Raw genomic sequence first — 23,839 nt, forward strand, 5'->3', positions numbered from 1 at the left:
AACCAGTAATTAACTAACTATGGCTGCTAACTGAGCTAGCCAATCGCTGGTATCTACCAGTAGAACGGGGCCGAGTTGGAGTAGTTGCTGTAGGCCATTTAAGTTAATAGGGGTTGCAGAATCTTTGAGATGGAACTGGAGTTTATCTCCGTTCTGCCCCTGAGCCTGTCGCTGCAGTAAATCGACACAGACAGGCAAAATGTGACTTTGCAAAAATGAGAAATAAAGCTCTTGAGCCCGGTCGATTGAGAGGGCCAGTTTCAGTTGCTTCCCAGTTGTTAGCAAGCGTTGTAGTTGCTTCATCTCATCTGCGATCGCTTCTGGAGTGAAGTTGTGCAGCATACTCCAGAGCGATCGCAAGATTAAGCGCTCCAGAATTTCTTTGCCTGCGGTCAGGTTCAAGTGGCAGTGCAAATGGTTCGCTTCAGTCGCGATCGCTTCTAGTTCAGCGATGTGACTGAGACAAGGGGGCGGTGCAGTTGTAGGATCGCTCATTTCCTGCTCTAGGGCTTGGAGGGACGCGATCGCTCGGTTCGTCAAGGCAATCTCTGCGGCAACTTGCAATTCTTGAGGTACCTGCAATTTGTCACGATGGAAGGCCATCAATACGCCGTAGTTATCTCGATAAACCTGCGTATAAAGCTGATCTAGACGGAGCAGAGTTTCTTGGGTCAGCAACTGCATAATCCGGTGGCGCTCTTCCTCAAACAGGTTCTGTAAGTTGTAGGACTGATCCCCAAAAATGCGATTCATCGCCAAAATCGTCTGAGCAGCGCTGGCCTGTTTCAAGGCAGCAAACAAACTGTCTTTGAGCCGACTGTAGTCCCGCCGTCCCGAAAAGTTTTGAATGCAGCAGTGGAAGTCCCATCCGCCTAGATGCAGCACTGCGAAGGTGAGGTGAGTGCTTTCCCAGGTGATTTCAGAAACTAACTGCACCTGCCCAACAGCCAGAGTCAGCGATCCCATGCGCTGCAATTGGTAGTCGAGTTGATGAGCGGTGTAGCAGTAAACTCGATGCTCTGAGGGATAAGTGGTGAACAGAGAACTAATGGCATAATGGGCTGCCACCTGCTCTAGGGTAATTTGCGCGGTTGTCACCAAATGGCGGTACACGCCCGACCCATGCCGGAAGTACTCAATATTGCTAGGCGCTGTGCCTAAGCGCTTGATAAATCCCTTCTCTAGCTGCACACCCGCAACATCACCTGCCAACTCTAGCGCTCGCGCCGCATAGCGAAGAATTTGCACTCCTTCCGGTCGGGACAACTCTTCAAAAAACCAGCCGCAACTGGTATACATCAGAAGAGCGTGACGCTGCATTTCTAACAGGCGCAGGGCATCCACTTGGTCGGCAGCGCTTAGCTTGCGGGTGCGATGGCGGATCATGAAGCGCTCAATATTGCTGGCACTGCGATCGCGCATCACCTGAATGTATTCATCTCTGGCAAGCCAGGGGTCACGGAAAAACTTTTTGCCGCTGTCCTCGTAGACCTTAATCAACTGCTCCCGTAGCCAATCTAAGGCATCGCGCAAAGGTCGTCGCCATTTTTGGTGCCAAACCCCACCTTCACCACCACAGCCGCAGTCGTCTTGCCAGCGATCGACCCCGTGGGCACAGCTCCAAGCAGTCACAGGCTTGAGTTCTACTTCCCAAGTCGGGGGATTAATACTGAGGTAGTGAGCAAAGTTAGTGACAGTCCAACCACGATTGGCGAATTCTTTCAGGAAGGCATAGGCCAGGGTTTTTTCTGTGCCGCCTTTGTGGTGGCCGAAGGTTTCGCCATCGGTCGCAACCGAAAGGACTTGAGCAGGCCGTTGATCCCCACGTACGGCTTGACCAATCCGCCCCACAAAATGGTTCGAGTTGTAGAGCACGTCGCTAAAGCCCATATCCCGTGAGATGGGGCCGTCGTAAAAGAAGATGTCGATGTAATCGTAATTGGGATTGCCCCCCGGTAAAAAGCAACGATAGGGACGGGTGGGATCGATCTGACCACCGCCCACTTCATGCCATTGCGGGTGCGGTTGATGCTCACGAGGGAAGGGGCGGCAACGTTCTGCTTGGGAAGGAGCCAACACAATGAAGCGAATCCCTTCGGCAATCAAAGCCTCAACAGTCGGGTAATCTACCGCTGCTTCTGCCAGCCACATCCCTTCGGGATCACGACCAAAGTGAGAACGAAAATCTGCTTTGCCCCACCGAATTTGGGTGTACTTGTCTCGTTCATTTGCCAAAGGCATGATGATGTGGTTGTAGACCTGAGCGATCGCATTGCCGTGACCATTCAGGCGATCGCAACTTTTGCGGTCTGCTTCCACAATCCGTTGATACACCTCCACGTCATGCCGCTCTATCCAGTTCATCAACGTGGGGCCAATGTTAAAGCTCAAATACTCATAGTTATTGACGATCCCAGTTACTTCACCCTGGTCATTCAGCACTCTGGCAAAGGCGTTGGGACGGTAGCATTCATGATGAATCCGCTCATTCCAATCGTGAAAAGGCCCCGCACTGGGTTGCCGCTCGATCGCATCTAGGTAAGGGTTTTCTCTGGGCGGCTGGTAAAAATGACCATGAACTGTCACGTAGACTCCCAATGCCGTTTGCAGGGGATCATTTCCAGGAGACACCTGAGCAGCAACGGAGCCAGAATGAGTGGCTTCACCCTTACGAGATGGTGAGAACTCAGCTAAATCCATCAGCCCAGATTCCTCATACTCTGAGGTGAAAGCATCGGAGTGTGAAGTCATCTTAGGTCTATCCAAATAAAGAAGGGAGCGAGACAGAAATAACTTACCTAGCCACCACGGAACCACGGTGTTATGGCAGGAGTTAGCAATCGCAGCAAGCCTTGTGAGATGTGCTCCTGTGAGATGTGAAAGGAATAACTAATGGGTGTTGGCTTGGCTTGACCCGTGGTTTCTGGAGAAGGTAACGCACAGAGAACGACAGGTAAGCTGCGATCGCACCACGGCTGTTCGGAGATTCAGGTAGCACTCTATCTAAGAGTAAACGACTAAACAATCTGACTAAAAGCACAATCTAAGCGTTCTGAAACTGAGCCTTGAGAATTAGGCTTTTCGGGGATCAAAGACCAGACAGCGATGCAAGGCGCGAAAGTTAGCAAAGCACTGCTTGGCAACATAGCCCGATTGAACCGCAAAGGCTAGATAAATTTAACAGTCAGTTAAGGATTCGCAATAAGAATTGCGCGTAAAACACCAAAAGCAAGGTTTTGTTACTTAATTTGGTCTTGAAATAGTGGCTTGTGGGAAGATAATGAGCCGAAATTAGCACGCGGTGCGGTGTTGGGTATTCTAGAGTCGGGATTCGTTCACCTAACTGCAAATCTATAGCGTTCAACCTTAATGACAATTAAAGACATAGTTTTTACTGGATTACTGATCTTTGTGCCCATTTCGATCGCCGCTCATTTGTTGGACTGGGGATCGCTAGTGGTTTTTATCACCGCTGGGTTAGCAATTCTACCCCTAGCCGCTTGGATGGGCACCGCTACTGAAGAAATTGCGGTAGTGGCTGGGCCTTCTTTGGGTGGGTTGCTCAATGCTACCTTTGGCAATGCCACGGAACTGATTATTGCTTTAGTCGCCTTGCGGGCAGGATTGATTGATGTCGTTAAAGCCAGCATTACGGGATCAATCATTGGCAACTTACTCCTCGTCATGGGCCTCTCGATGCTGCTGGGTGGGTTGCGTTACAAAGAGCAGGAATTTCAACCTATTGTGGCGCGGGTAAACGCGTCTTCGATGAACCTAGCCGTGATTGCTCTGCTGCTACCCACCGCAGTGAATGTCACCTCAACCGGGATCAGCCCCATCACTATTCAGAAGCTATCGATCGCTGTGGCTCTAGTTTTAATCGTGGTTTATGGCCTGACTCTCTTGTTCTCCATGCGGACCCACACCTATCTCTACGATGTGGGACTGGCAGAACTGGCCCCCGAAGAACTTGCCGAGGCAAACTTAGCCCCGGATGGCTCTGAGCATAAAGTCAATTTACCCTTGTGGATCGGAGTCTTGTTAGGTGCCACGCTTCTAGTTGCTGTGGAATCAGAGTTGCTAGTGGACACCCTAGAAGTCGCTACAACTCGCCTGGGCCTGACTTCTCTCTTTACAGGAGTGATTTTATTACCCATTGTCGGTAATGCCGCAGAACATGCAACGGCTGTGACCGTGGCCATGAAAAACAAAATGGATCTTTCGGTATCAGTAGCGGTCGGTTCTAGCTTGCAAATTGCTTTATTTGTGGCTCCGGTGTTGGTTTTAGCCGGATGGCTGATGGACCAGCCGATGGACCTAAACTTCAATCCTTTTGAGCTAGTTGCCGTTGCCGTTGCTGTTCTAATTGCCAACTCGATTAGTTCGGATGGTCGCTCTAATTGGCTAGAGGGGACTTTGCTCCTAGCTGCTTACTTAGTTCTAGGATTTGCTTTTTACTTTCACCCTGTAGTCGAGGGTCTGATCTAGCGAAATTACAAGACGAGCTATAGCTTCTCAATCTATTTCTGGAGGTAAAGACGCAACTTAATGTCTTTGCCTCCTAGTTTTTAGGAACAATGTCTCATAAGGACAAACTCATGAGTCTGGCACTGAGTTGCTTAGTAGTTTATTAAGTCAGTAGTGAAAAATTTAGGTAGCAGATTTTACTAATTTATTGGGAAACATACATATAGTTTGCCAGGTGTGTTTCTGACAAAAACCTGGCTGAGCCTTTAGAAAAGCTCTGAAGCGTGTAAATCTTAGCTGAGCGCTCAAATGCGATCGCCGAGTAAAACCGGATACTCATTGTTCAGGCACCCAATCTACTTCTGACTAGTGAGTGGCTCAGGGCATTTCTTTGAAAGTCTGTCTTCCTCACCCTTGATTCATTGGAGTAACGAGCCTGAATGACTGGTAAGCAAATTTCTCAGAAGAGTGGTCTAGTAAGTTTAAAGGCTTGGACTGCTTCAGAACTAAAGTCAGGAATGACTCAAGCCGTTCTGGATGCCCTAAAAGGCAATGGCTCAGTGGTTGGGAACCAAGTAGGTTCAGCTTGGCAACAGGCTCAGCTCCAGTCCACCTTCTCGGTCTATCCAGCCTTGGTGTCATCTGTTGCTTTTAGTGCAGATGGACAGACCTTAATTTGTGGTCATTCTGCCTGGGGTGGGCAACCTGGTCACACCATTAAAGTGTGGCACCGACAAACCCGAAAACTTCTTAATAGCTTTCCGAGTCATATTGGTTCTGTCAGTTCCATCGCTGTTAGCTCTATAGCTATAAACGCTAAGCTAGCCAGTATTGGCACCGCTCCAGATGACCAGCTAGAAACTGGCCAAGGAGTCCATCCCTGCTTAGTGAGTAGTAGTGCTGAAGAGGACGCCATTAAAGTTTGGGATCTACGAACCAGGACTCTATTACATACCCTCAGGGACCATACAGCTGGAGTTAAGACTGTCGCGATCGCTCCCGATGACCAAATAGCAGCTAGCGGCAGCTATGACAATAGCGTTAAACTCTGGGATCTCTCTACAGGCACGTGGCAGCAAACTTTCTTGGGCCATACAGATACAGTCAGTGGCGTCGCGTTCGATCCCCAAGGCCAAGTTTTGGCGAGTTGTAGCTATGACCAAACTATCAAGCTTTGGGATCTTAAGACAGGAGAACTCTCAAGTACGTTAGTCGGTCATTCCCATCGAGTTACTTCTCTTGCCTTCAGCCCCGACGGTTCTATCTTGGCGAGTGCTAGTGAGGATAAAACAATCAGGCTGTGGAACTGGGCCAGCGGTGAACTGCAAATAATTCTGAATGGACACGCAGGTGATGTTCTATCTGTTGCCTTTAGCCCTGATGGACAAACCGTAGCTAGTGGTAGTGCCGATGCAACGGTGAAGCTTTGGTGTCCTCTAACTGGCAGATTACTTCGAACCTTCGGTAAGTCTTGGAGCCGTCTACTGCCTGGTCATGCCAAATGGGTGAGTACAGTTAGCTTTAGCCTGGATGGTTGTTCTTTAGCCAGCGGTTGTACCGACGGCAGTATCAAAATCTGGAGCTGTACTAAATAAGCGGCAACACAAAGCGATCGCCCACTGTTTACGTTGAAGTTACGTTGCAGGAGGCGATCGCTTACCGTTAAAAACCTTGAGTTCAGTTAAACCGCTTAACGATGCATGTGCTGTTCTAGCAATTGCTTAGCTCTGGGTTTAAAGAGTAGGTAGAACAAAGACTCCAAGTAGCGGAGCATATCTTCTCGGTCTTCCTGAGAAGTGTAATTCCAGAAGCCATAAATCTTAGCCAGCGACAACAAGCGCGTGGTATGAATTCTCCAAGTGTAAGTACTGTAAACCCGCTCTACGCCTCGGCTAGAGATTTCTTGCCAGTAATCAGGATTTTGCTCGCACTTAGAAACAAACTCCAGAATCTTCTCAGCCATTTCGTCTAGTTTTGTCGGGTTGATGTAGAAGCCATTCACCCGATCCTGAATAATTTCTAAAGGTCCACCAAACTGAGTGGCAAACGTGGGTATACCAGAAATCATGGCTTCTAGAATCGTCAAGCCGAATGCTTCAAACAGCGCTGGTTGCACAAAAATGCCTTGGTGATCCGCGATGACGCGATAAATTTCACCGGAGTCAGTCTTGGGCAAACGCACCCCCAACCAACGAATCTTGCCGTGAAGATTGTATTCATCAATGATGCGATAGAGCTTTTCCATCTCGCTAGCTTCTTCGCGATCTGCTGTATCCTCTACCCGCAACTTACCTGCCACCAAAATCAGATTGCAGCGCTCCTGTAGTTCTGGACTGCGACCAAAACACTCGGCTAACCCAGTCAAGTTTTTAATGCGATCGAGTCTCGCCATGGAAAACAAAGGCTGTTTGCTCGGATCATCAAGCTTGCCATAGACCTGCTCTGGGTCATCCAGCGTGAAAAGCAAATCCTCTAAGCGATCGCGATCGTCAGGTAAGCGATCTTCGCTGCGGGTATAGGGGAAGTAAACCGCTTCATTTACTCCTGGCGGGACCACATTAAACTTAGGGCTGAACAGCTCCACACCATTCACCACATGGTAAAGCTCTGGCATAGTAAAGCACTTGTAAGACTCATACTGACCAATGCTGTCAGGTGTCCCTACAATTTCCTGATAAGTGCTACTGATAATGAAATTCGCAGCGTTCATGGCAATCAAGTCTGCCGTGAACTGGAGCGAGAAGTGGTATTGCTCCTCGGAATCTTGCCAGTAGAGGTTGCTGAACAGGTACTTTGACTTTTCCAAAGCATGGGCAACATTACATTGCGTGACTTTCAGACGACGGGCTAACAAAAAGGCCACTAAATTGCCGTCTGAATAGTTGCCTACAATCAAGTCAGGTCGGCCTTCAAACTCTGCCAGAAGCTCTCTCTCAGAATCGATCGCGTAGGTTTCCAAATAAGGCCAGATTTCAAAGCGGGAAATCCAGCTTTGAGTCAGATTTGGATTGAAATCCCGGAAAGGAACTCGCAAAATCCAAGCATTATCCGTACCGTGGACTTTTTCTAAGCGCTGATTACAACGAGTGCCATCACTATTGGGGATTAACCGACTGAGAATAATGACCTTAGGTTTTACCTTTGTCACATCCAATCCAGCCAGACACAAATCCTCTTGGAGTTGCTTCTCTAAACTTTTGGCTTGGTCGAGCACGTAGACAACTTGACCGCCTGTGTCTGGTCGTCCCAATACGCCTTCTTGACCAAACCAACCGTGAGGAGACACTAAAACCACCCGGAACACCATTGGAATCCGAGAGATGAAAGCTTCCAAAGTTTGGTGGTCTGGGGAATCAACTAATTCGTCTAAAAGCTCTAGAGTCTCCTTAACCCGACCCGCTGTGTTCCCCCAACCGGGTTCAAAACCCATTGATTGAAAATCAAAGCGAAAGGTTTCGTACGCAGCCGTATCTGGACGCCCACTGACAAATTGCAGAGCCTTTTTGACCTGGGAAGAAAGCTCACCCTGACTTTTGATGCGTTCGTTAATTAAGAGCTGGGTTCCGTTGTGACGGTGGAGACTCAAAAACTTAAATAGCGCTTCTAACCATTCCTGAGGGTCTTGAAACAACTTACTGGATAGAAAGCGGTTGAGAAACTGAACGCCTTTACCAATATTCTTGGGATCGCGAATGCTTGGCGAGTAGTCGTAAAAAGGTTGGAAATCTAGCTCTAAGACATCCCCTTCGTTGGGATGGAAGCGATTAACCAAGAGGTCACGAATATCTAACAACTCTTGTACCGTCATCACATCAACGGTGAGGTCATCTTCAGAGAGGCGAAAAACTTCTTGGCTGGCAATTTTGGGACGAACAATGAAACAGAAGCTGCCCTCATCCAAAATAATTTCTTGCGTGTAAGCAATCAGCTTACCGAGATGAGAACCATGGCAAAACTGTTCAGGTTTTTCATGATGGCTACAATAAGCCGAAAATGCATTCAAAATCTCGTTGCGTAATAGGTAGCGCTGCTCTTGCTGGCGTAGGTCCCTAAGAAATTGGCGCAGATCCGTCTTCTCATTGTTGTCTAGAACGGCCTGAATCAGTTCTGACATGTCAACTCCCTTTACTCCCTTGTATCAGTGTCAATAAATATGTATTGATGTTTTGCTGAAGTAATTTTTAGCTAGATGTTGTCTGAGAAAGCTTGAGAGTCTCCAGCCTCGCATCAGCGGCAGCACATCCCTTGATCAGCAAAACAGATAGCCGATGTTACGACTCAACCAAGTCCTAATTAGGTTTAGTTCTCAACCCTGGCAGTAGAACACTACAAGAAGCGTCTTGCAGGAGTCACCCAGACTCGAGTCTGAGATCAGTGTTTTTGGGGTGGCTTACCTTTGCTATGAGAGATGAACCCTGCGCCTAGACCAAAAATAAGGCGGCACGCCTTGCTTTGTAACTCTAGAGCGAATAAACTACCCTCCCTCTAAAGTTCGAATTCAAAACGATTGAGGGCTAGGCGCGCCGTCGCCTGAAGTATTACAGCGACCCTGAAGTGAAAGGTGACCTACCAGGATGCAGAGCGGTGAATTGAGTAAGTTCAGGCTCTGGTTGCGTAAGTCCAACATCTCACAGATTGCTGGTTTGATCCGTAAAGCTACTAATAAAAGGGTGGACTTCTAATAAAGAAAACACGAAGAACAGCCGCCTGCAAGTATTAATCCGGACTAGAATCCAGTGGTGGTTGGGGTGAAGTAAAGTACAAAGCTCGGACTTGAGGTCCGAATACCACAACATCGTCATGAGCTAAATCCCACGCTCGATGCTTACGACCGTTAATCATTAGGCCATTTGTGCTGCGTTTACCCCCTAAGGCACCATCTACAATCTGGTAAATATAGGTACCGTCATCTCGAAGAATCTTGAGCAAAGTTGCATGTTGCCGAGACACAAACTGGGAGTGTAGGCAAATATCACTTTTAGGGTCGCGACCAATGGAGTAGGAAGATTTCTCAAGAGTGATTTCTCTTGTTCCCTGCTCATCTTCTAGGACAAAAATTGGTTGCTGCTGGGTATGGTTGGTGCCTGGATGAGCAATAAAAACAGATGTTTCATTTGCTTCGATCGCAGCTTCATCTAAGGGGTTTAACTCTGAATACCCCCGACCATACCAAACAGGATTGGTAGTTGGTTGCTTGTAAGCTAGACCCGATCGCTCAAGGGCACAGCTACGACCATAACTAGCAGCTTGGTCGTTAGGTTCAATTTCTAGCGCTCGATCATAGCTGGCGATCGCCTCACTATATCTAGTAAGTTCAATCAAAGCATTACCGCGATTGCGCCAAGCTAAGTAATAATCTGGCTTGAGCTGTAACGCTCTATCATAGCTAGCGATCGCCTCGGCATATTGGTTGAACCCATATAAGAGAGCATTGCCGCGATTTTGCCAAGCTTGGTAGTGTTCTGAATTAACTTGTAATGCTCGGTCATAGCTGGCGATCGCGTCGGCATACTGCCCCAAACCATATTGCTGGGCATCGCCGCGATTTTGCCAAATTACGCAAGCTACATCTTTGGGGGGTTGCAGTTGTAGTGCTCTATCGTAGCTGGCAATCGCGTCGTTGTAAGTACCTAAGTTTTCTAATGCCAAACCACGTTCATACCAGACATCAAAACAATCTGGTCTGACTCTAAGAACGCAGTCATAACTCACAACCGCTTGCTCGTACTCTTTTTGGGTTGCAGAGAGAAGACCCTGCTGAAACCAGAGTAGAGGTTCGCCACTGAGGGGAAGTTGACCTGTGTCAAGCATGGCTTGAATTATTCAGTAAATCTGAGCTGAATGCTAATAGGGCAGTAAGGCTCAGATGGGACAAATTTCTATCAAAGGAAGTTAATCCTGACAGAAGCAAAACTTGCCAGGGCTTTTACGTCTTTACCAGTATAAGTAAACCTGGAGACTACTGTCTCTGCCTTAGGTCACTGCTTTGACTGTCACAAATACATTAATTTATATAGCGATCGCGATTCCACATGGGGTGTGCCTCTCACAGCCCACCAATTTTATAAATCATTTTAAGACTGCTATAGTCGCTGAGTGACTGCTTTAACAGGAAAACTTAGCAAGAGTTGAGTTTTGGATCTAAAAAAGTACTTAAAGCTAACCAATAAAACACTTCTTTAAACTAAGCAACCTGAAAGTTGAATAATCTGGCCGATAACTAGAGCCGATAACCAGAATTGGCCAGCAAAGAATTCTGACTCATTGCCGAGCCTAGCCTGCTCAAGTAACTGATCAGCAGCTCGTGCTACAAACTTGCAAGCCTCAAAATAGCGCTTGATACTCCGCATATTGCTGCATCTCGTTAAAAATGGGCTCTGTTTTAGCCATCAGTCGATGCAGGTTGGGGCTAAGGTCAAAAGCTCGATACAGATTGTTGATGGTTAACTCTACATCCCCTAACAAAGCGTAGCAACAGGCTTTGCCATACCAGGCATTTGGATTAGAGGATTCACTGTTTAGAGAGTGCTCGAAGCTAGCTAGAGCCTCTTGGCAACGTTCTAGCTTGATTAGCACAATGCCCCGGTAGTTCCAAGCATAGTGACAACGGGGTTTGATCGTCACGGCATTTTCAAGGCTGGTGAGTGCATCCGAGTAGCGCCCTAGATATGCCAACGCTACACCGCGCTTGTACCAGGCCTGGTACTTGTCAGGCTTAAATTCTAAAACTTTGTCAAAAGCCGCGATCGCTTCTTTATATTGGCAAAGATGACTGAGAGCATTGCCTTTGTTGTACCAAGCTCGGTAGTCATCGCGACTCCATTTAATAATGCGATCGAAGCAAACCACCGCTTCTTCGTAACGGTTCAGTCTACCTAGGGAAATGCCTTTGCCATGCCAGGCTGGAGCAAATTTAGGGGCTAATGAAATAGCTCGCTCAAAACTTACAAGTGCTTCTTCGTAGCGCTCTAAATGTTCTAAAGCATAGCCGCGATCGCACCAAGCCTGATAATTGTCTGGTTTTAGCTCCAACACGCGATCGTATCGATCGATCGCGCCTTCATAGCGTCCGAGTTCACTCAAAACATGCCCTTGACTATACCAAGTCTGAGACCCTTGACTCTGGTCCATATCACCGAGATTGGAATTAAAACATTACTGAGTCAATTCCTGTATAACATTATCCCTTCCGGATTAATTATTTCTTCCTAACACTAAAATTTGGAAGTCTAGACTTTGGCGGATTGGCTTAAAACAAGCGTCTATCTTAGCCATTGTTCGGTATACATTCGGGCTTTGCTCAATTGCCTTCTGTAAACATTTAAACGCTTGATTGAGATTTTCCTGGGCAATGTAACAGCGGGCCATGCTGTACCAAGCTCCTGGATTATGCGACTTCGCCGCAAGTGATTGGTCAAAGCTATCAATCGCTTCGCTGTAACGTTTTAATTTCGCTAAGGCAATCCCCCGGTAATTCCAAGCGTAGTAGCAATTCGCTTTAATCATGAGAGCCCGGTCGAAATTGCTAATCGCATCTTCATAAAAAGTCAGCTCGGCTAAAGCGGTTCCTCGGTGATACCAAGCTCTGTAGTAATCAGGCTTGAGATGTAGCGTGCGATCAAAGCTGAGGATGGCTTCGGCATGTCGGCGCAGGCGCACTAAAGCATTGCCGTGGTTATACCAAGCTTTCGGATCTTCTGGTTCTAGCTCTAAAGCTTTAGTAAAGCTCTCGATCGCGCCTTCATATTGATGGCTTTGAGCTTGAGCAATGCCTTTGCCATGCCAAGCCAGGACAAAATCTGGTTGCAGAGCAATGGCTTGGCTAAAACTGGCGATCGCATCTACATAACGCCGCAAGTGGGACAAAGCATACCCGCGATAACTCCAAGCCTCAAAATCATCCGGTTGCTTCTCTAGCACTCGGTCATATCTAGTGATGGCCCCTTCATAGCGGCCTAACCCATAAAGGGTATTTCCGTGGTTATACCAGGCACGAGAGTCTTGATCTGGACTCATATTGCACCGCAGCATGGGGTAGAGCCTGCCTTAATCATAAGAATGTTTGGTGGTGACCGAAAGCTAGACTTCAAATTTAGCCTAGGTTATATCAGTTTAGTGGTGGGGCTTATAAGCTTAAGCTACCCAACTTATATGAGTATCCAACAGAACTTATACCTTGCTTAGAGCTTTCAGGTTCGCTGCGTGTATTTACAGGTTCTGCTAACAATTCATCGGGCTAGAGAATGCAGGAAGGGACCCCGAAGCGATCCGAGCTGTTTCAGGGTTAGGTTTTGGGGCTAAGGCGATCGCTTGGAGCAATTGAGCAACTGTTTGAGCAGTTTCGGCGTGAGAGAGCGTTGCTTTAGCGATCGTTTGCATTAATTGGTCAACCTGGTGAGATGCCTCCAAAATCTGTTCTATGCTGCTGCGCTGGGCATCTTCCATCTGGATACCCTTCATTAAGTTCATTAACTCCATGTCCAGTTCTATTGATGCAGGATGCAGTTCCAGACCCCCAACTTGAGGCGGTGCTGTCTCCAAAGTAGGGTTGATGCTCAATGAGGAGGTTTGTTGCGCAATTTGGTGAATCAACGAAACGACTTGCGAGATTTTCTGAGAAGACTCATCAAGTTGCTGCACTTTATTAGCTGTATGAGCCATCGTTTCGCGTAGTTTGAGGAGACGCTTGACAGTTTTATCTATGGCTGTTCCTTGCAGTCCAGTCGACGTTGCAATTTCGGTAGCTTGCTGAGCGTTGACAGCTACTGCTTGAACAGATTGTGTGATTCGTTCCCCAGCATTAAGGGTTTGAGCAAGCTCTGCGGTCTGTCTCGTTGCAACCTGAGTGAGCTGAAGAGTAACAGATTCATGCTCGCCTGCGGCAGGATTAATTTGCTCTGCTGTTCTTACCATTTGAATAATCATGCTCCGCAGTTCTTTGCCAAACCTATCTAGTCCTATCAAATCGGCTCTGTCTGTAGCCTTCTAGAGATTACAGGTAGGTGCTTTGGCGCCAGGCCCATAACTCCAGATCGGGCATAAAGCTCACACCTGATTGAGCCTGAAATTTTAGATACAGCTTGGGTACTTCTATAGTGCAGGCGGAGACAGATAAACTAATCAGACAAATGTCTCAACTGTCTCAGGCATTTTGCGGATTTTAAGCTTTGGCCGCTGCTTACACCAGGATTGAATGGGGAAGTCATGATGAATGCACTAGGGAATATGTCTTTCCGGATTGAGCGCGACTCGATGGGAGAGCGACAGATTCCAGCAGAAACTTATTATGGAATTCAGACTCTACGAGCGATCGAGAACTTTCCCATTAGTGGTCTCAAACCCTTACCAACTTATGTTGATGCTTGCGTGCTGATCAAAAAGGCAACTGCGATCGCCAATGGTGAGCTAGGTTGCATTACGCCAGAGGTCGCTCAGGCGATTGTGCAAGCAGCCGATGAAGTGCTGTCTGGGAAGTTGCGCGATCAGTTTGTGGTGGATGTGTATCAAGCAGGCGCAGGCACCTCGCACCACATGAATGTGAATGAAGTCTTGGCGAACCGAGCCTTGGAGCTTTTGGGTGACGAGAAAGGCAATTATAAGCGGGTCAACCCTAACGACCACGTCAACTATGGCCAATCAACCAATGATGTCATCCCCAGTGCTATTCGGATTGGTGGATTGCTGGCGCTAGAGCATACTCTGTATCCTGCTTTGTCTGGGGCGATCGCGGCACTGGATACTAAAGCCGAGGAGTTCCAAGATATTGTGCGATCGGGTCGCACCCACTTACAAGATGCGGTTCCGGTCCGCTTGGGTGAAAACTTTCGAGCTTGGGCGCAGATCCTCAGCGATCATTTAACTCGTCTAGAAACTGCCTCGCAGGATCTAATGGTATTAGGTTTGGGCGGCAGCGCTGCGGGTACTGGACTGAATACGCATCCCCAGTATTGCGATCGTGTAGCTCAGATTTTGTCCCAATTGCTCGATCAACCGCTGCGTCCTGCGCCTCACTTGATGGCGGCGATGCAGAGCATGGCTCCGTTTGTGAATGTTTCGGGAGCTTTGCGGAATTTGGCTCAAGATTGCGTCAAAATCTCTCACGACTTGCGCCTGATGGACTCTGGCCCTAAGACTGGCCTTAAGGAAATTCAACTTCCCCCAGTGCAGCCTGGTTCCTCGATCATGCCTGGGAAGTACAATCCGGTGATGGCTGAGATGACTTCGATGGTTTGCTTTCAAGTCATGGGCTACGACACCGCGATCGCTCTAGCCGCTCAAGCGGGACAACTGGAACTGAATGTAATGATGCCGCTGATTGCTTATAACCTGATCCAAAGCATCGAAATTCTAGGCAACACATTGGCAGCTTTGACAGAACGTTGCATCAACGGCATTACTGCCAATCGCGATCGCTGTGCCTACTACGCCGAAGGTAGCCTCGCCTTGGTGACTGCTTTGAATCCCCATATCGGCTATCTCAATGCCGCTGCTGTCGCCAAAGAGTCTTTAGAAACAGGCAAATCCCTGCGTCAGATTGTGCTGGAGCAAGGTTTAATGAATCCTGAAGAATTGGCTAAAGTTCTAGATCTAGAGCAAATGAGCGCCATGCCTAACCAGAAAGTGCATGATAGCGATCGCCTTCGTTAAGCTGCTTAGAGAATCGTGACCGAGAAAGCCCATAATTCCCAAAGAAAAGGTACGAAAATCCCCATCCCCGAACGGTTCAACCTAAGATGAATCATTTCTGGATTGCAAACACTAGTAAGAGGGCCTATGTATAGCCAGGAATCCGAGCCAACTCCGACTTACATTACCTTTCACTACTTGAACGGTCAGTCAGACTCTTTCAATATTCATCACTTGACTGAGCCTGGCGTAACGCGACAAGACATTCGGCAAGAAATTCGGCGGTTTCTAAGTGAAGGGTGGTGGGTTGTCAAGCTTCCAGACGAAACCCTCTTCATCAATGCCAGCCAAGTAGTGAAAATTGAGATGAAGCCACCGATTACTTCGCTCGAAGGGGAAGGGGTACTCTCAGAAGCCCAGTGGGTGACTGCGCTAAATCGGCCTCGGTAGGGATTGACTGTCGAGATGGATCAGGGCTGAAATCTAGATTGGCTCTAAGCTATCTAACAGCCCGTTCTCTCTGTTTCACCCCTTATTCTGCTTCACTATGACGCCATTACAGCCTTCTGTCAGTTTATTGAGAGCTGACTCCTACAACTTGCAAGAACTCCGAACCAGTTTGGAGCAATTACTAGAGCCTCTAGGTGGCATGAACGCCTTCGTCAAACCGGGCGATCGCGTCTTGTTGAAACCCAATTTGCTGACAGGGGCACGTCCTGGCAAAGAATGTATTACTCGCGCCGAACTGGTTTACTGTGTTGCTGAAATGGTTCAGGCCGCAGGTGGTCAGCCATTTTTAGGAGATAGCCCCGCCTTTGGTAGCGCTAGAGGAGTTGCCGTAGCCAATGGCTATTTGCCCTTGATTGAAGAACTGAATCTACCCATTGTGGAATTTAGTGGCAAACGGTACGAAACCGTGAGCGAAAACTTCAATCATTTGTTGCTGTCTAAGGAAGTGATGGATGCAGATGTGGTGGTTAACCTGCCAAAGGTGAAATCCCACGTCCAACTGACTTTGACACTCGCAGTCAAAAATTTGTTTGGCTGTGTCCCTGGCAAGATGAAAGCTTGGTGGCACATGGAAGCAGGCAAAGATAGCCAGCGCTTTGGTGAAATGTTGGTCGAGACGGCACGAGCGATCGCCCCTGACCTCACGATTGTCGATGGCATTATCGGTCACGAAGGCAACGGCCCTAGTGGTGGTGAACCTCGCCATCTGGGTGTGATTGGGGCCTCCACCAACGTCTTCGCCCTCGATCGCGCCTTGCTGGAGATCCTCAATGTTGATCCAGCGACAGTGCCCATTACAGCAGCAGCGCAGCGGCTAGGGTTAAACGTAGAGCCAGCCGATATGCAGTTTCCGCATTTGTGCCCCGAAGACCTCAAGATTCTAGATTGGCAGCTACCCACTCGCATGATGGCGATCGACTTTGCCATGCCCCGCGTGCTCAAGTCTACGTTTAGGCATTTCTACATTCGCTTCATCAAGGAGCCAATGAGTGCGTATGCTGGACGCTAAATCTGAGCGCTAATTCATGGAATACTCCACCGCTTTCGCGTAATCTCCCAAGGCATAGCAGGCGATTTTTAAGCTGCCAAGGGCTTGACGCTCTGCCTTAGAGTCACAGAGTTGTCTGGCGATCGCTAAGCGTTGCTCATAATATTCCACCGCTTTGGCATAGTTGCCGAGGGATTCGTGGGCAACCCCCAAACTACCCAGCGCTTGTTCCGCGCCCCGATGGTCTTTGGCTGCTTGAACGAGCGCCAGCCGCTTTTGCAGATACTCGATCGCCTTAGGGTAGTTCTCTAAGGCAGAGTAGGCACTCCCAAGATTCCTTAAAACTTGTCCCTCAGCCTTCCGGTCTTGCGTGGTTTGAGCGATCGCTAAGCGCTGTTCGTAGTAGGCAATGGCTTGTTTGTAGTCACCAAGCGCGTAGTAAGCATTGCCCAAGTTGCGCAACACTTGGCCCTCAATTTGGCCATCTTGGAGGTCTCGTGCGATCTGCAAGCTTTGCTGCTGGTATTCAATGGCTTTACTGCAATCTCCTAAAGCCTTGTAAGCCAAGCCTAAATTGTTGAGAGCTGCCACTTCGGCGCGACGGTCTTGAATTCCTTGAGCCACTCGTAAGCTTTGCTGAGAATATTCGATCGCTTTAGGGTGATCTTTCACGTGGCGGTAAGCATTACCGAGATGGCCTAGTGCTTGGCCTTCGGCGCGGCAATCTTGAAGTTGACGGGCGATCGCTAACCTTTGCTGAGCATACTCAACCGTTTTGCCGTATTCGCCCAAGTCGTAATGAATATTGCTAAGGCTACCTAGGGCTTGCCCGATCCCTCTTAGATCTTTCAAATCTTGGTAGAGGGTCAAAGCTTCGTGGCAAAATTGCAAAGCTATACCAGGCTGATTGACCTGGAGCTGCTCAACTCCTTGCCTGAGTAAATTGTTGGCAACTAGCTGTTGAGGGTTATCTCCAATGGTTTGAATCCCCTCATTCCACTCGGTTGCTGTCAGAGTTCCTTGAGCATCTCTCACAAGATCACCCATTAGCATCTAGCGCCTTGGTTAGTAGTAGCACTATTTATACCCGGAGCATAACTTATACTCAGAGCGTAACGCGTCGGATGAAGCCTAGAACTCAGTACCATCCTCAGGCTTGATCATTAAGTGTTTGTCAAATCGCTAGTATTTATACTGAAAACCCTAATTTTTGGCTCCTGAGATTGCGATTCTCTCTGTACTTATAACTTAGAGCGCGATCGCCAGTGGGGTAATACCGGAAGCCTCTAAGTGTGAGACGCTTGCCAATATAAAGCGCACTCAAAACTATGAGTAAAAATTAAGTAGTCTTGTAAATGAATCTTAGAAAACTTGAAAAGTAAGCCTGCAAGGGCAGGCTAGTTGGCTCCAACTCGGCCTAAGTGAGAACTCAGCACCTGTCTGGCTCCTCCGACAAACTCTAGTCTTCGTGATCTTCAAAGGGATCGCTCAATTCCTTTGAAGGCGGACCAAAAGAGGTATAGATTGAAAGCCCTGTAATGGCGATGACAATGGCACAAACGGAAATGCTAAGAACTGTTGCGGGTTCCATAGGTTCGATCGATTATGAGGACTCTCCCTCTATAATATTACGAAGCATTAAAAAGTTCTGTCGAGATCCACATACAGGTGACCCATGGCTCAACGCACTTGGTTGGGAGATGTTCTCAAACCTTTGAATTCTGAATATGGTAAGGTCGCGCCCGGCTGGGGTACCACGCCATTGATGGGCGTTTTTATGCTGCTATTTTTTGTCTTCTTGTTGATCATCTTGCAGGTTTACAACTCCTCGCTGTTGATTGAAAACGTCGATGTGGACTGGAGAAGCTTAGGCGGCTAGGGCTAGCGAATGCCTAGAGCTTAAAGTTCAGTATCTAGATGTTCCCGGCTTCGACCGGGTTTTTTGTTGGCTTTATACTATAAAGAAGGCCAAACTGAGCAATGCTCCACAGAGAAACTGAGCCGTCCGGGATTTGACTAGGAGGAATCTGCGTGAATATTTTTGGCATCGGTCTACCGGAGATGGCGCTGATTATGGTTTTGGCTCTGCTAATTTTTGGGCCAAAGAAGCTGCCAGAAATCGGTCGGAGTTTAGGAAAGGCGATTCGCGGTTTTCAAGACGCCTCTAAGGAGTTTGAAAATGAATTTAAGCGAGAAGCCGAACGACTGGAGCAAATTGTCACTGAGCCAATGGAGGCCAAGCTGGAACCTCCATCTCAGCCCGTGCTCTCTCCTGCTGTTACCGAAACTACCGCTCAAGCAGAGACGGATGAGGTCGTGGCAGCAGTTTCTCCAGACGAAGTAAAGAGCTAGCCTGAATTTTTAGCGTCAAGATTTACTGCCTGTAGATTAGTAATTGAAAGCCAATGACAGAGCCTGCTTCGACACCCAAACTGGTGGTGCCGCAATTAATTGTGGGGTTAGGAAATCCGGGCGCTAAGTACGAGCAAACCCGCCATAATATTGGTTTTGCTGCTATTGATGCTTTAGCCCGCACCTGGCGCATTTCGCTATCGGAAAATCGTAAGTTCCAAGGTGTATTTGGCGAAGGGCCAGGTCTTCAAGGCAATAAAATTCGCTTGCTCAAGCCGCTGACTTACATGAATCTTTCAGGACAGTCGATTCGAGCTGTGTTGGATTGGTATAAGTTGCCCCCAGAGTCCGTGCTGGTGATCTATGACGATATGGATTTGCCTGTGGGTAAAATCCGTTTGCGTCTGTCTGGCTCGGCGGGTGGGCAAAATGGGATGAAGTCAGCGATCGCTCACTTAGGTACCCAGAATTTCCCGCGTTTGCGAATTGGCATTGGTAGTCCCAAGGACGAAAATACGGCTACTCAAGATGCCGTGTCTCACGTCTTAGGTCGGTTTGCGCCTACCGAGGCCCAAGTCATCACTCAAGTTTTAGAGATGACCGTAGACGCTGTAGAACTAAGTCTCAAGCAAGGCTTTGAAAAAGCCATGAGCCTCTACAACGGTCGTTCTGTTGTAAGTACCAAAGTTTGAACGACTTCTGTATTAGACGCTGAATCTGTGTTTTAACTGTTGGCTGAATAAACTGAACTCCGGTACATTGGCATTTACTGGATGGCCCCACTAAGTCGAACTAGCCTCAGATGGGGGTTAGTTCAATTCGTACCAAAGGCAGATCAAATCAGGTCTTTGGTTTTGCCACCATTGCAGGAGAAGCCTTTATGCTGGATAGTTCCGATCCTCTCTTCATGGCTGAGAGCGCTGCTACATCACTGGCGATTTTAGATCAAAGGCTGGTGAAACGGTGCCATATTCAGCTGCCTGACATGCCTAATCCGATGAGCGCCATTTTTTATCAAGGGTGCTTTTATAGCTATGTTCGGTTTTTTCCCTCACTGGAAACAGCTCAAAAGGCGGCTGGACGTTTGCTTACCAAAGGTAATGCGGTTGTCTTTACTCAGGTAGCGAAAGGTTTGGTATTGTGGGTGCTGGAAGCGGAGGCCCAGTTGGCTAGTAAGCCTGTAGTGAGATAAGTAGAGACTGTGAGTGCTAACCGTCTACCTGAAACCATTGCTCATGTCCGGATCACGCATCAGTCGTGGAATCAGGGCAAAATTGAGGGGGAAGTCAGAGCTAACCAATTTGAGTGGCAGTTTCAGTGGTGTTTTAAGCAAGGCAGCTTGTTAGTGCAGCCTTCTCTCGGTAGAGCTTTGATCCAAGAACCTCTAGGGCGCTTTTTAGAGAAATGTGACTATCAGCTAGAACCGGGTGGTGACTACTCATTCACGATTCGCGCTCAGCTCTAAGCTTAAGTTTAAGCAGATGCGACTAAGCGTTCTAAATAACGCTCAATCAATAGAATTGCCACAATATCATCAAGCGATCGCGGTGGGGTTCGCATCCCTTGAGGAATTAAACGATACAAGCCTTTAGGGGGGTACATCTTCCAGTAGCGATCGCGAGCTTCTAAGCTGCTGTAACGCTCGTCTACCAAGACGACCCGGAGCGGATCGGGTAAATCATCACTTAGCTTTTGTTTCCAAGTTTTCGCAGTCGTTTGATCCCCCATCACTACGATCGAGATGGGTAGCTGTTTTTGGAGCTGTTGAATCGTAGCTACCACTTCATCCGCTGCAATAACTTGGTGGTAATGTAGCGTCCGGTCTACTCCCATCGCAGCTAAACCACATTTGTGGCGACCAGGATCGAAGCCTAAGATGATCGGCTGATCAGGATTGGGGGGAGGATTTAAGACCATGAAATTCTAATCATTTGCCAGCAGAGCGAGGAAACAGTTCAACTTGTCAGCGTTACTCTGCTTTATTGTAACGAGCTGCCGTTACAAATCGTCAGGACTGACGAAGGGACTGGGAGAGGAATCTGACGGCTTGGAATTGGGGGCCTTTCCAGGGTAAGGGTCTGAATGTTGAAACTCAAAATTAGCGTCCTCTTGAGTCACGCTGTTGTTTGGATTGTTTGGATTAGGAGTGGCATTGTTGGGTTGAGGAGATGGACTGCTGTTGGGTATAGGACGATTGGGTTGAGGAATGTCCCGACTAGTGCTCAGCACCACTTGGCCATTCTGAATCGCTAACAACTCCACCTTCAGCGGACCTGCTGTGTAGATCACACCCGTGGTTACAACCTTTAAATCCAGCGGCTGGCGATACTGCTTCAACTGCTCGGCAAAGCTCAAAATTGCCGTGACGCTAGGACCATTCGCAGCGATCTGCACTCCTTCCGTGAGTACTCCCGCGCCTCTGGCTCGAAACTCCGTGGCGGCTAGCAACAGTTCGATCCGCTTTTGAATGTCGGCTTCAGTTAGGGTAGATGGATCAACTGAAGCGGCAGCAATGACATCACCAGACAGAAATGCCACTTGGTTGAGCGTAGCGCTCGCCACCACCTGAACGCTCTTTTCTCCTAGCACATAGTTACCCGCTGAGAGAATTCTAATGACGTAATCGCGACCATCTTCAATTTGGTCAACCAGTTGTTCTACTTCCGGTCTGGTGATTTGAATAATCTGCTCGCTGACTTGACCAGTACCAGGACGGGTCAACTTGATAGCGTTACGATTTGCTTCTCGCAGTAACTGGTCTATTGCTTGCTGAGCGCCTGTGGGAGAAACGATCCGCACGATGCCTGCTGACAACACTTGTCCTCGGAAGAGAGCGACGTTGCCTTGGCGTAAGGTTTCATACTGCGCTTGATAGTACTGGTAGTACCGCTGCAAGGTTTGGACAGCTTTCTCTAGATTGGCCTGTTGAACCTCTAAATCTTTAGTTTCTTTAATCAAGTTTTGGCGCTCGCTATCCAGTCGGTCGATCTCGGAGCGGAGTCCCGTTGCTTGCTGAGAAACAGTGCTTAGTTGCGTTTGAGTTCGGTTTAGTTCTGCTTCGGTGCGGTCTTTGGCATCTTCAATCCGATCCTTTTCTGCTTCCGCGCGGCTCAGTTGGCTCTGAGTTTGATCGAGCTGAGCTTCGGTTCGGGCTCTTTCAGCCTCGACTCGGCCTAGCTGGGTTTGGGTACGATTTAGCTGTGCTTCTGTCGTCGCTTGCTTGGCGATCGCGGCCTTAAGAAACAAATTAATTCGATCCAGCCGTTGTTGGGCCGAAACTTGCTCGGCGCGAGCTTGGGTCAGCTCTTGCTCAACTTGATTTTTTTGGACCCGCGTCTTTGCTAAATCTTCTCGCGCCCTAGAGAGGTTTTTCTGAATTTTGCCCAATTCAAAAACGCCAGTCCGGAGTTGATCGCTCACAGCAAACAAAATGGCGAGTGTAGAAGCAGAAATGATGCCACCCGTGACAATCGTCACTAAGACCGCGGTTTTGCGGGGACGCAAGTTAAACAAGCTGAGGCGAGCCTTGCCTACGCGCGTGCCGATGCGATCGCCCACCGTTGCGATCACACCCCCCAACACCAAGATTGCCACAATTAAGATGTACCCGCTGGTCATCTACCCTCAGGAAGCCATTTGGCTCACACCCAACTCAGATACAGCCTATCTCATGCCCTGGAAGTTTTGTGTGCCATCACACCTGTAGGACGACAACAAGTAGACCCAGCTCGCAAAAGTGGCTGCCTTGCCTCAGCGTCAGGAGAGCATCACGGCTCTCTTTGTTTCCTCGCAGGAGTGCCATGAAGCACCTTCCTAGACCAGAGAGCTGTATTCAAGTCGCTGTAAGCGCTTGTTATTACTAGAGGTTAACCATAGCAGATCAACTGAACTGTTGACTGAGGGCGACGGGATTATGAACCGTAATTTTTTTCTTATGGATGGAAATCATCTTCTCCTGCCGCAGATCCCCGAGTAGGCGCGTGACTGTGACCCGTGTGGAACCAATCGCCTCTGCGATCGCCTGATGCGACAATTTCAAGTCAATTGTGATCCCGTCAGGGCCAGGAACGCCAAAGTCACGACAGAGGATGAGCAAGAAGCTGACCAAGCGTGATCCCATATCCCGGTGGGCCAAGGTTTCGATCATCATCTCAGTCTGCAAGATGCGCGAAGACAACCCTTGCAACATCAGCATCGACAGCTCTGGGTTATCCTTGAGGGCTTTTTCCACTTGCTCAATGGGCACCGAGAGCAATTCCGCCGGAGTGAAAGCAACTGCGTGATAAAAGCGATCAGAACGATTGCCTGTAATCAGCGAGAGAACCCCAAAGACACTATTTTCTCGCAGCAAGGCTACGGTGATTTCTTCGCCCGCTTCATAAACGCGAGACAGTTTGACCGCACCTCGGACCAAAAAGTAGACACGCTCCGCTGGATCACCGGGGAAGAAAATCGTCTTGCCTCGATCAAACGTTTCAATCACGGGAGGAAATGCTCCGCCTCCCAATTGACGAAACACAGATGCTAACGGCCTATCCTGCGTCATTACCATATCCTTTTACCTTTTCGATGCCCTTCTCCAACCTTCATGGGCCGCTCGTCTGGAGATGAACCTTACGAAGGTGAGCCAACTGTAAGCAATTGATGACTTTAGAACACTTAAACTTACTCTAGAGTCATTTTTTGTTCTATTTGATACACAATCGGCCAGCGATCGCCAATGGCTGAAGAATTTGGCTGCTGTTTCGAGGACTACAAACGAACGGATCTTAGCTGTAAGCGGTCTATTTAGACCCTATCTTACTCCCCCTAAAGACAGATATCTTGTGATAGGACTCAAGGCAGCGTATCACCCTACAAGCGACAGTCGATGTCAATATCTTTAAGCCCCCATCT

At 48.4% G+C, this 23,839-nt stretch carries 21 protein-coding genes; 10 read left to right on the forward strand and 11 right to left on the reverse strand.

Annotated features, from left to right (window positions below; translation table 11 throughout):
• Positions 1–9: 9 nt before the first annotated feature.
• Complete coding sequence (locus tag H6F90_RS23765; RefSeq protein WP_242024611.1) at positions 10–2,751, reverse strand: DUF3536 domain-containing protein; 2,742 nt, start codon at positions 2,749–2,751, stop codon at positions 10–12.
• Between the two features lie 618 nt (positions 2,752–3,369).
• Between H6F90_RS23765 and cax the strand changes: the two genes are divergently transcribed.
• Both cax and H6F90_RS23775 read left to right on the forward strand, forming a co-directional pair.
• Complete coding sequence (cax, locus tag H6F90_RS23770; protein ID WP_190434003.1) at positions 3,370–4,488, forward strand: calcium/proton exchanger; 1,119 nt, start codon at positions 3,370–3,372, stop codon at positions 4,486–4,488.
• Between the two features lie 419 nt (positions 4,489–4,907).
• Complete coding sequence (locus H6F90_RS23775) at positions 4,908–6,062, forward strand: WD40 repeat domain-containing protein (RefSeq protein ID WP_190554585.1); 1,155 nt, start codon at positions 4,908–4,910, stop codon at positions 6,060–6,062.
• A 95-nt stretch (positions 6,063–6,157) separates the two neighbouring features.
• Here H6F90_RS23775 and H6F90_RS23780 read toward each other — a convergent pair whose 3' ends face one another.
• The 5 genes from H6F90_RS23780 to H6F90_RS23800 form a co-directional block, all read right to left on the reverse strand.
• Positions 6,158–8,581 (reverse strand): sucrose synthase, encoded by a 2,424-nt coding sequence (locus tag H6F90_RS23780; protein WP_190554586.1) that lies wholly within the window; start codon positions 8,579–8,581, stop codon positions 6,158–6,160.
• Positions 8,582–9,183: 602 nt separating this feature from the next.
• Positions 9,184–10,278 carry a tetratricopeptide repeat protein gene (locus H6F90_RS23785; RefSeq protein ID WP_190554587.1) on the reverse strand — a complete coding sequence of 365 codons (1,095 nt, stop codon included), beginning with the start codon at positions 10,276–10,278 and terminating at the stop codon, positions 9,184–9,186.
• 513 nt (positions 10,279–10,791) lie between these two features.
• A complete protein-coding gene (locus H6F90_RS23790; protein ID WP_190433993.1) occupies positions 10,792–11,598 on the reverse strand; it encodes a tetratricopeptide repeat protein in 807 nt (268 codons plus the stop codon).
• Between the two features lie 63 nt (positions 11,599–11,661).
• Entirely contained in the window at positions 11,662–12,483 is an 822-nt protein-coding gene (locus tag H6F90_RS23795; RefSeq protein ID WP_190433991.1) for a tetratricopeptide repeat protein, read from the reverse strand.
• 204 nt (positions 12,484–12,687) lie between these two features.
• Entirely contained in the window at positions 12,688–13,392 is a 705-nt protein-coding gene (locus H6F90_RS23800; protein ID WP_190554588.1) for a methyl-accepting chemotaxis protein, read from the reverse strand.
• A 279-nt stretch (positions 13,393–13,671) separates the two neighbouring features.
• Here H6F90_RS23800 and H6F90_RS23805 point away from each other — a divergent pair, with 279 nt between their 5' ends.
• From H6F90_RS23805 to H6F90_RS23815, 3 genes are all read left to right on the forward strand, one after another.
• Positions 13,672–15,114, forward strand: a complete 1,443-nt coding sequence (locus tag H6F90_RS23805; protein ID WP_370588078.1) for an aspartate ammonia-lyase — start codon at positions 13,672–13,674, stop codon at positions 15,112–15,114.
• Between the two features lie 126 nt (positions 15,115–15,240).
• Positions 15,241–15,543, forward strand: coding sequence for a hypothetical protein (locus H6F90_RS23810; protein ID WP_190433987.1), 303 nt, complete (start codon positions 15,241–15,243; stop codon positions 15,541–15,543).
• A gap of 97 nt (positions 15,544–15,640) precedes the next feature.
• A complete protein-coding gene (locus H6F90_RS23815; protein WP_190554589.1) occupies positions 15,641–16,612 on the forward strand; it encodes a DUF362 domain-containing protein in 972 nt (323 codons plus the stop codon).
• A gap of 9 nt (positions 16,613–16,621) precedes the next feature.
• Here H6F90_RS23815 and H6F90_RS23820 read toward each other — a convergent pair whose 3' ends face one another.
• Both H6F90_RS23820 and psbN read right to left on the reverse strand, forming a co-directional pair.
• Positions 16,622–17,638, reverse strand: a complete 1,017-nt coding sequence (locus tag H6F90_RS23820) for a tetratricopeptide repeat protein (RefSeq protein WP_190554590.1) — start codon at positions 17,636–17,638, stop codon at positions 16,622–16,624.
• A gap of 412 nt (positions 17,639–18,050) precedes the next feature.
• The gene (gene psbN, locus H6F90_RS23825) at positions 18,051–18,182 is read right to left on the reverse strand and encodes a photosystem II reaction center protein PsbN (RefSeq protein ID WP_190433980.1); all 132 of its coding nucleotides are present in this window, start codon (positions 18,180–18,182) and stop codon (positions 18,051–18,053) included.
• Positions 18,183–18,266: 84 nt separating this feature from the next.
• Here psbN and psbH point away from each other — a divergent pair, with 84 nt between their 5' ends.
• The 5 genes from psbH (at position 18,267) to H6F90_RS23850 (ending at position 20,408) form a co-directional block, all read left to right on the forward strand.
• Positions 18,267–18,470, forward strand: a complete 204-nt coding sequence (gene psbH, locus H6F90_RS23830) for a photosystem II reaction center phosphoprotein PsbH (protein WP_190433979.1) — start codon at positions 18,267–18,269, stop codon at positions 18,468–18,470.
• Between the two features lie 152 nt (positions 18,471–18,622).
• Complete coding sequence (locus tag H6F90_RS23835) at positions 18,623–18,943, forward strand: TatA/E family twin arginine-targeting protein translocase (RefSeq protein WP_190554591.1); 321 nt, start codon at positions 18,623–18,625, stop codon at positions 18,941–18,943.
• A gap of 53 nt (positions 18,944–18,996) precedes the next feature.
• Positions 18,997–19,635: an aminoacyl-tRNA hydrolase gene (gene pth / locus H6F90_RS23840; protein WP_190433975.1), complete on the forward strand. Its 639-nt coding sequence runs from the start codon at positions 18,997–18,999 to the stop codon at positions 19,633–19,635.
• Between the two features lie 110 nt (positions 19,636–19,745).
• The gene (locus tag H6F90_RS23845; RefSeq protein WP_190554592.1) at positions 19,746–20,135 is read left to right on the forward strand and encodes a hypothetical protein; all 390 of its coding nucleotides are present in this window, start codon (positions 19,746–19,748) and stop codon (positions 20,133–20,135) included.
• A gap of 9 nt (positions 20,136–20,144) precedes the next feature.
• The gene (locus H6F90_RS23850; RefSeq protein WP_190433972.1) at positions 20,145–20,408 is read left to right on the forward strand and encodes a DUF3146 family protein; all 264 of its coding nucleotides are present in this window, start codon (positions 20,145–20,147) and stop codon (positions 20,406–20,408) included.
• Between the two features lie 8 nt (positions 20,409–20,416).
• Here the strand turns inward: H6F90_RS23850 and H6F90_RS23855 are convergent, their stop codons facing one another.
• The 3 genes from H6F90_RS23855 to ntcA form a co-directional block, all read right to left on the reverse strand.
• Positions 20,417–20,860, reverse strand: coding sequence for a pre-16S rRNA-processing nuclease YqgF (locus H6F90_RS23855; protein WP_190433971.1), 444 nt, complete (start codon positions 20,858–20,860; stop codon positions 20,417–20,419).
• Between the two features lie 81 nt (positions 20,861–20,941).
• The gene (locus H6F90_RS23860; RefSeq protein ID WP_190554593.1) at positions 20,942–22,561 is read right to left on the reverse strand and encodes a DUF3084 domain-containing protein; all 1,620 of its coding nucleotides are present in this window, start codon (positions 22,559–22,561) and stop codon (positions 20,942–20,944) included.
• Positions 22,562–22,823: 262 nt separating this feature from the next.
• Positions 22,824–23,495, reverse strand: a complete 672-nt coding sequence (ntcA, locus tag H6F90_RS23865) for a global nitrogen regulator NtcA (protein ID WP_190433969.1) — start codon at positions 23,493–23,495, stop codon at positions 22,824–22,826.
• Positions 23,496–23,839: the final 344 nt, after the last annotated feature.

It is taken from the genome of Trichocoleus sp. FACHB-591, from assembly GCF_014695845.1.
Lineage (GTDB): Bacteria > Cyanobacteriota > Cyanobacteriia > FACHB-46 > FACHB-46 > Trichocoleus.

What these genes read in the sequence shown, in the direction of transcription:
- H6F90_RS23765 (WP_242024611.1), bottom strand. Translation starts at nt 2,751, where the DNA reads ATGACTTCACACTCCGATGCTTTCACCTCAGAGTATGAGGAATCTGGG.
- cax (WP_190434003.1), top strand. Translation starts at nt 3,370, where the DNA reads ATGACAATTAAAGACATAGTTTTTACTGGATTACTGATCTTTGTGCCC.
- H6F90_RS23775 (WP_190554585.1), top strand. Translation starts at nt 4,908, where the DNA reads ATGACTGGTAAGCAAATTTCTCAGAAGAGTGGTCTAGTAAGTTTAAAG.
- H6F90_RS23780 (WP_190554586.1), bottom strand. Translation starts at nt 8,581, where the DNA reads ATGTCAGAACTGATTCAGGCCGTTCTAGACAACAATGAGAAGACGGAT.
- H6F90_RS23785 (WP_190554587.1), bottom strand. Translation starts at nt 10,278, where the DNA reads ATGCTTGACACAGGTCAACTTCCCCTCAGTGGCGAACCTCTACTCTGG.
- H6F90_RS23790 (WP_190433993.1), bottom strand. Translation starts at nt 11,598, where the DNA reads ATGGACCAGAGTCAAGGGTCTCAGACTTGGTATAGTCAAGGGCATGTT.
- H6F90_RS23795 (WP_190433991.1), bottom strand. Translation starts at nt 12,483, where the DNA reads ATGAGTCCAGATCAAGACTCTCGTGCCTGGTATAACCACGGAAATACC.
- H6F90_RS23800 (WP_190554588.1), bottom strand. Translation starts at nt 13,392, where the DNA reads ATGATTATTCAAATGGTAAGAACAGCAGAGCAAATTAATCCTGCCGCA.
- H6F90_RS23805 (WP_370588078.1), top strand. Translation starts at nt 13,672, where the DNA reads ATGATGAATGCACTAGGGAATATGTCTTTCCGGATTGAGCGCGACTCG.
- H6F90_RS23810 (WP_190433987.1), top strand. Translation starts at nt 15,241, where the DNA reads ATGTATAGCCAGGAATCCGAGCCAACTCCGACTTACATTACCTTTCAC.
- H6F90_RS23815 (WP_190554589.1), top strand. Translation starts at nt 15,641, where the DNA reads ATGACGCCATTACAGCCTTCTGTCAGTTTATTGAGAGCTGACTCCTAC.
- H6F90_RS23820 (WP_190554590.1), bottom strand. Translation starts at nt 17,638, where the DNA reads ATGGGTGATCTTGTGAGAGATGCTCAAGGAACTCTGACAGCAACCGAG.
- psbN (WP_190433980.1), bottom strand. Translation starts at nt 18,182, where the DNA reads ATGGAACCCGCAACAGTTCTTAGCATTTCCGTTTGTGCCATTGTCATC.
- psbH (WP_190433979.1), top strand. Translation starts at nt 18,267, where the DNA reads ATGGCTCAACGCACTTGGTTGGGAGATGTTCTCAAACCTTTGAATTCT.
- pth (WP_190433975.1), top strand. Translation starts at nt 18,997, where the DNA reads ATGACAGAGCCTGCTTCGACACCCAAACTGGTGGTGCCGCAATTAATT.
- H6F90_RS23845 (WP_190554592.1), top strand. Translation starts at nt 19,746, where the DNA reads ATGGGGGTTAGTTCAATTCGTACCAAAGGCAGATCAAATCAGGTCTTT.
- H6F90_RS23855 (WP_190433971.1), bottom strand. Translation starts at nt 20,860, where the DNA reads ATGGTCTTAAATCCTCCCCCCAATCCTGATCAGCCGATCATCTTAGGC.
- H6F90_RS23860 (WP_190554593.1), bottom strand. Translation starts at nt 22,561, where the DNA reads ATGACCAGCGGGTACATCTTAATTGTGGCAATCTTGGTGTTGGGGGGT.
- ntcA (WP_190433969.1), bottom strand. Translation starts at nt 23,495, where the DNA reads ATGGTAATGACGCAGGATAGGCCGTTAGCATCTGTGTTTCGTCAATTG.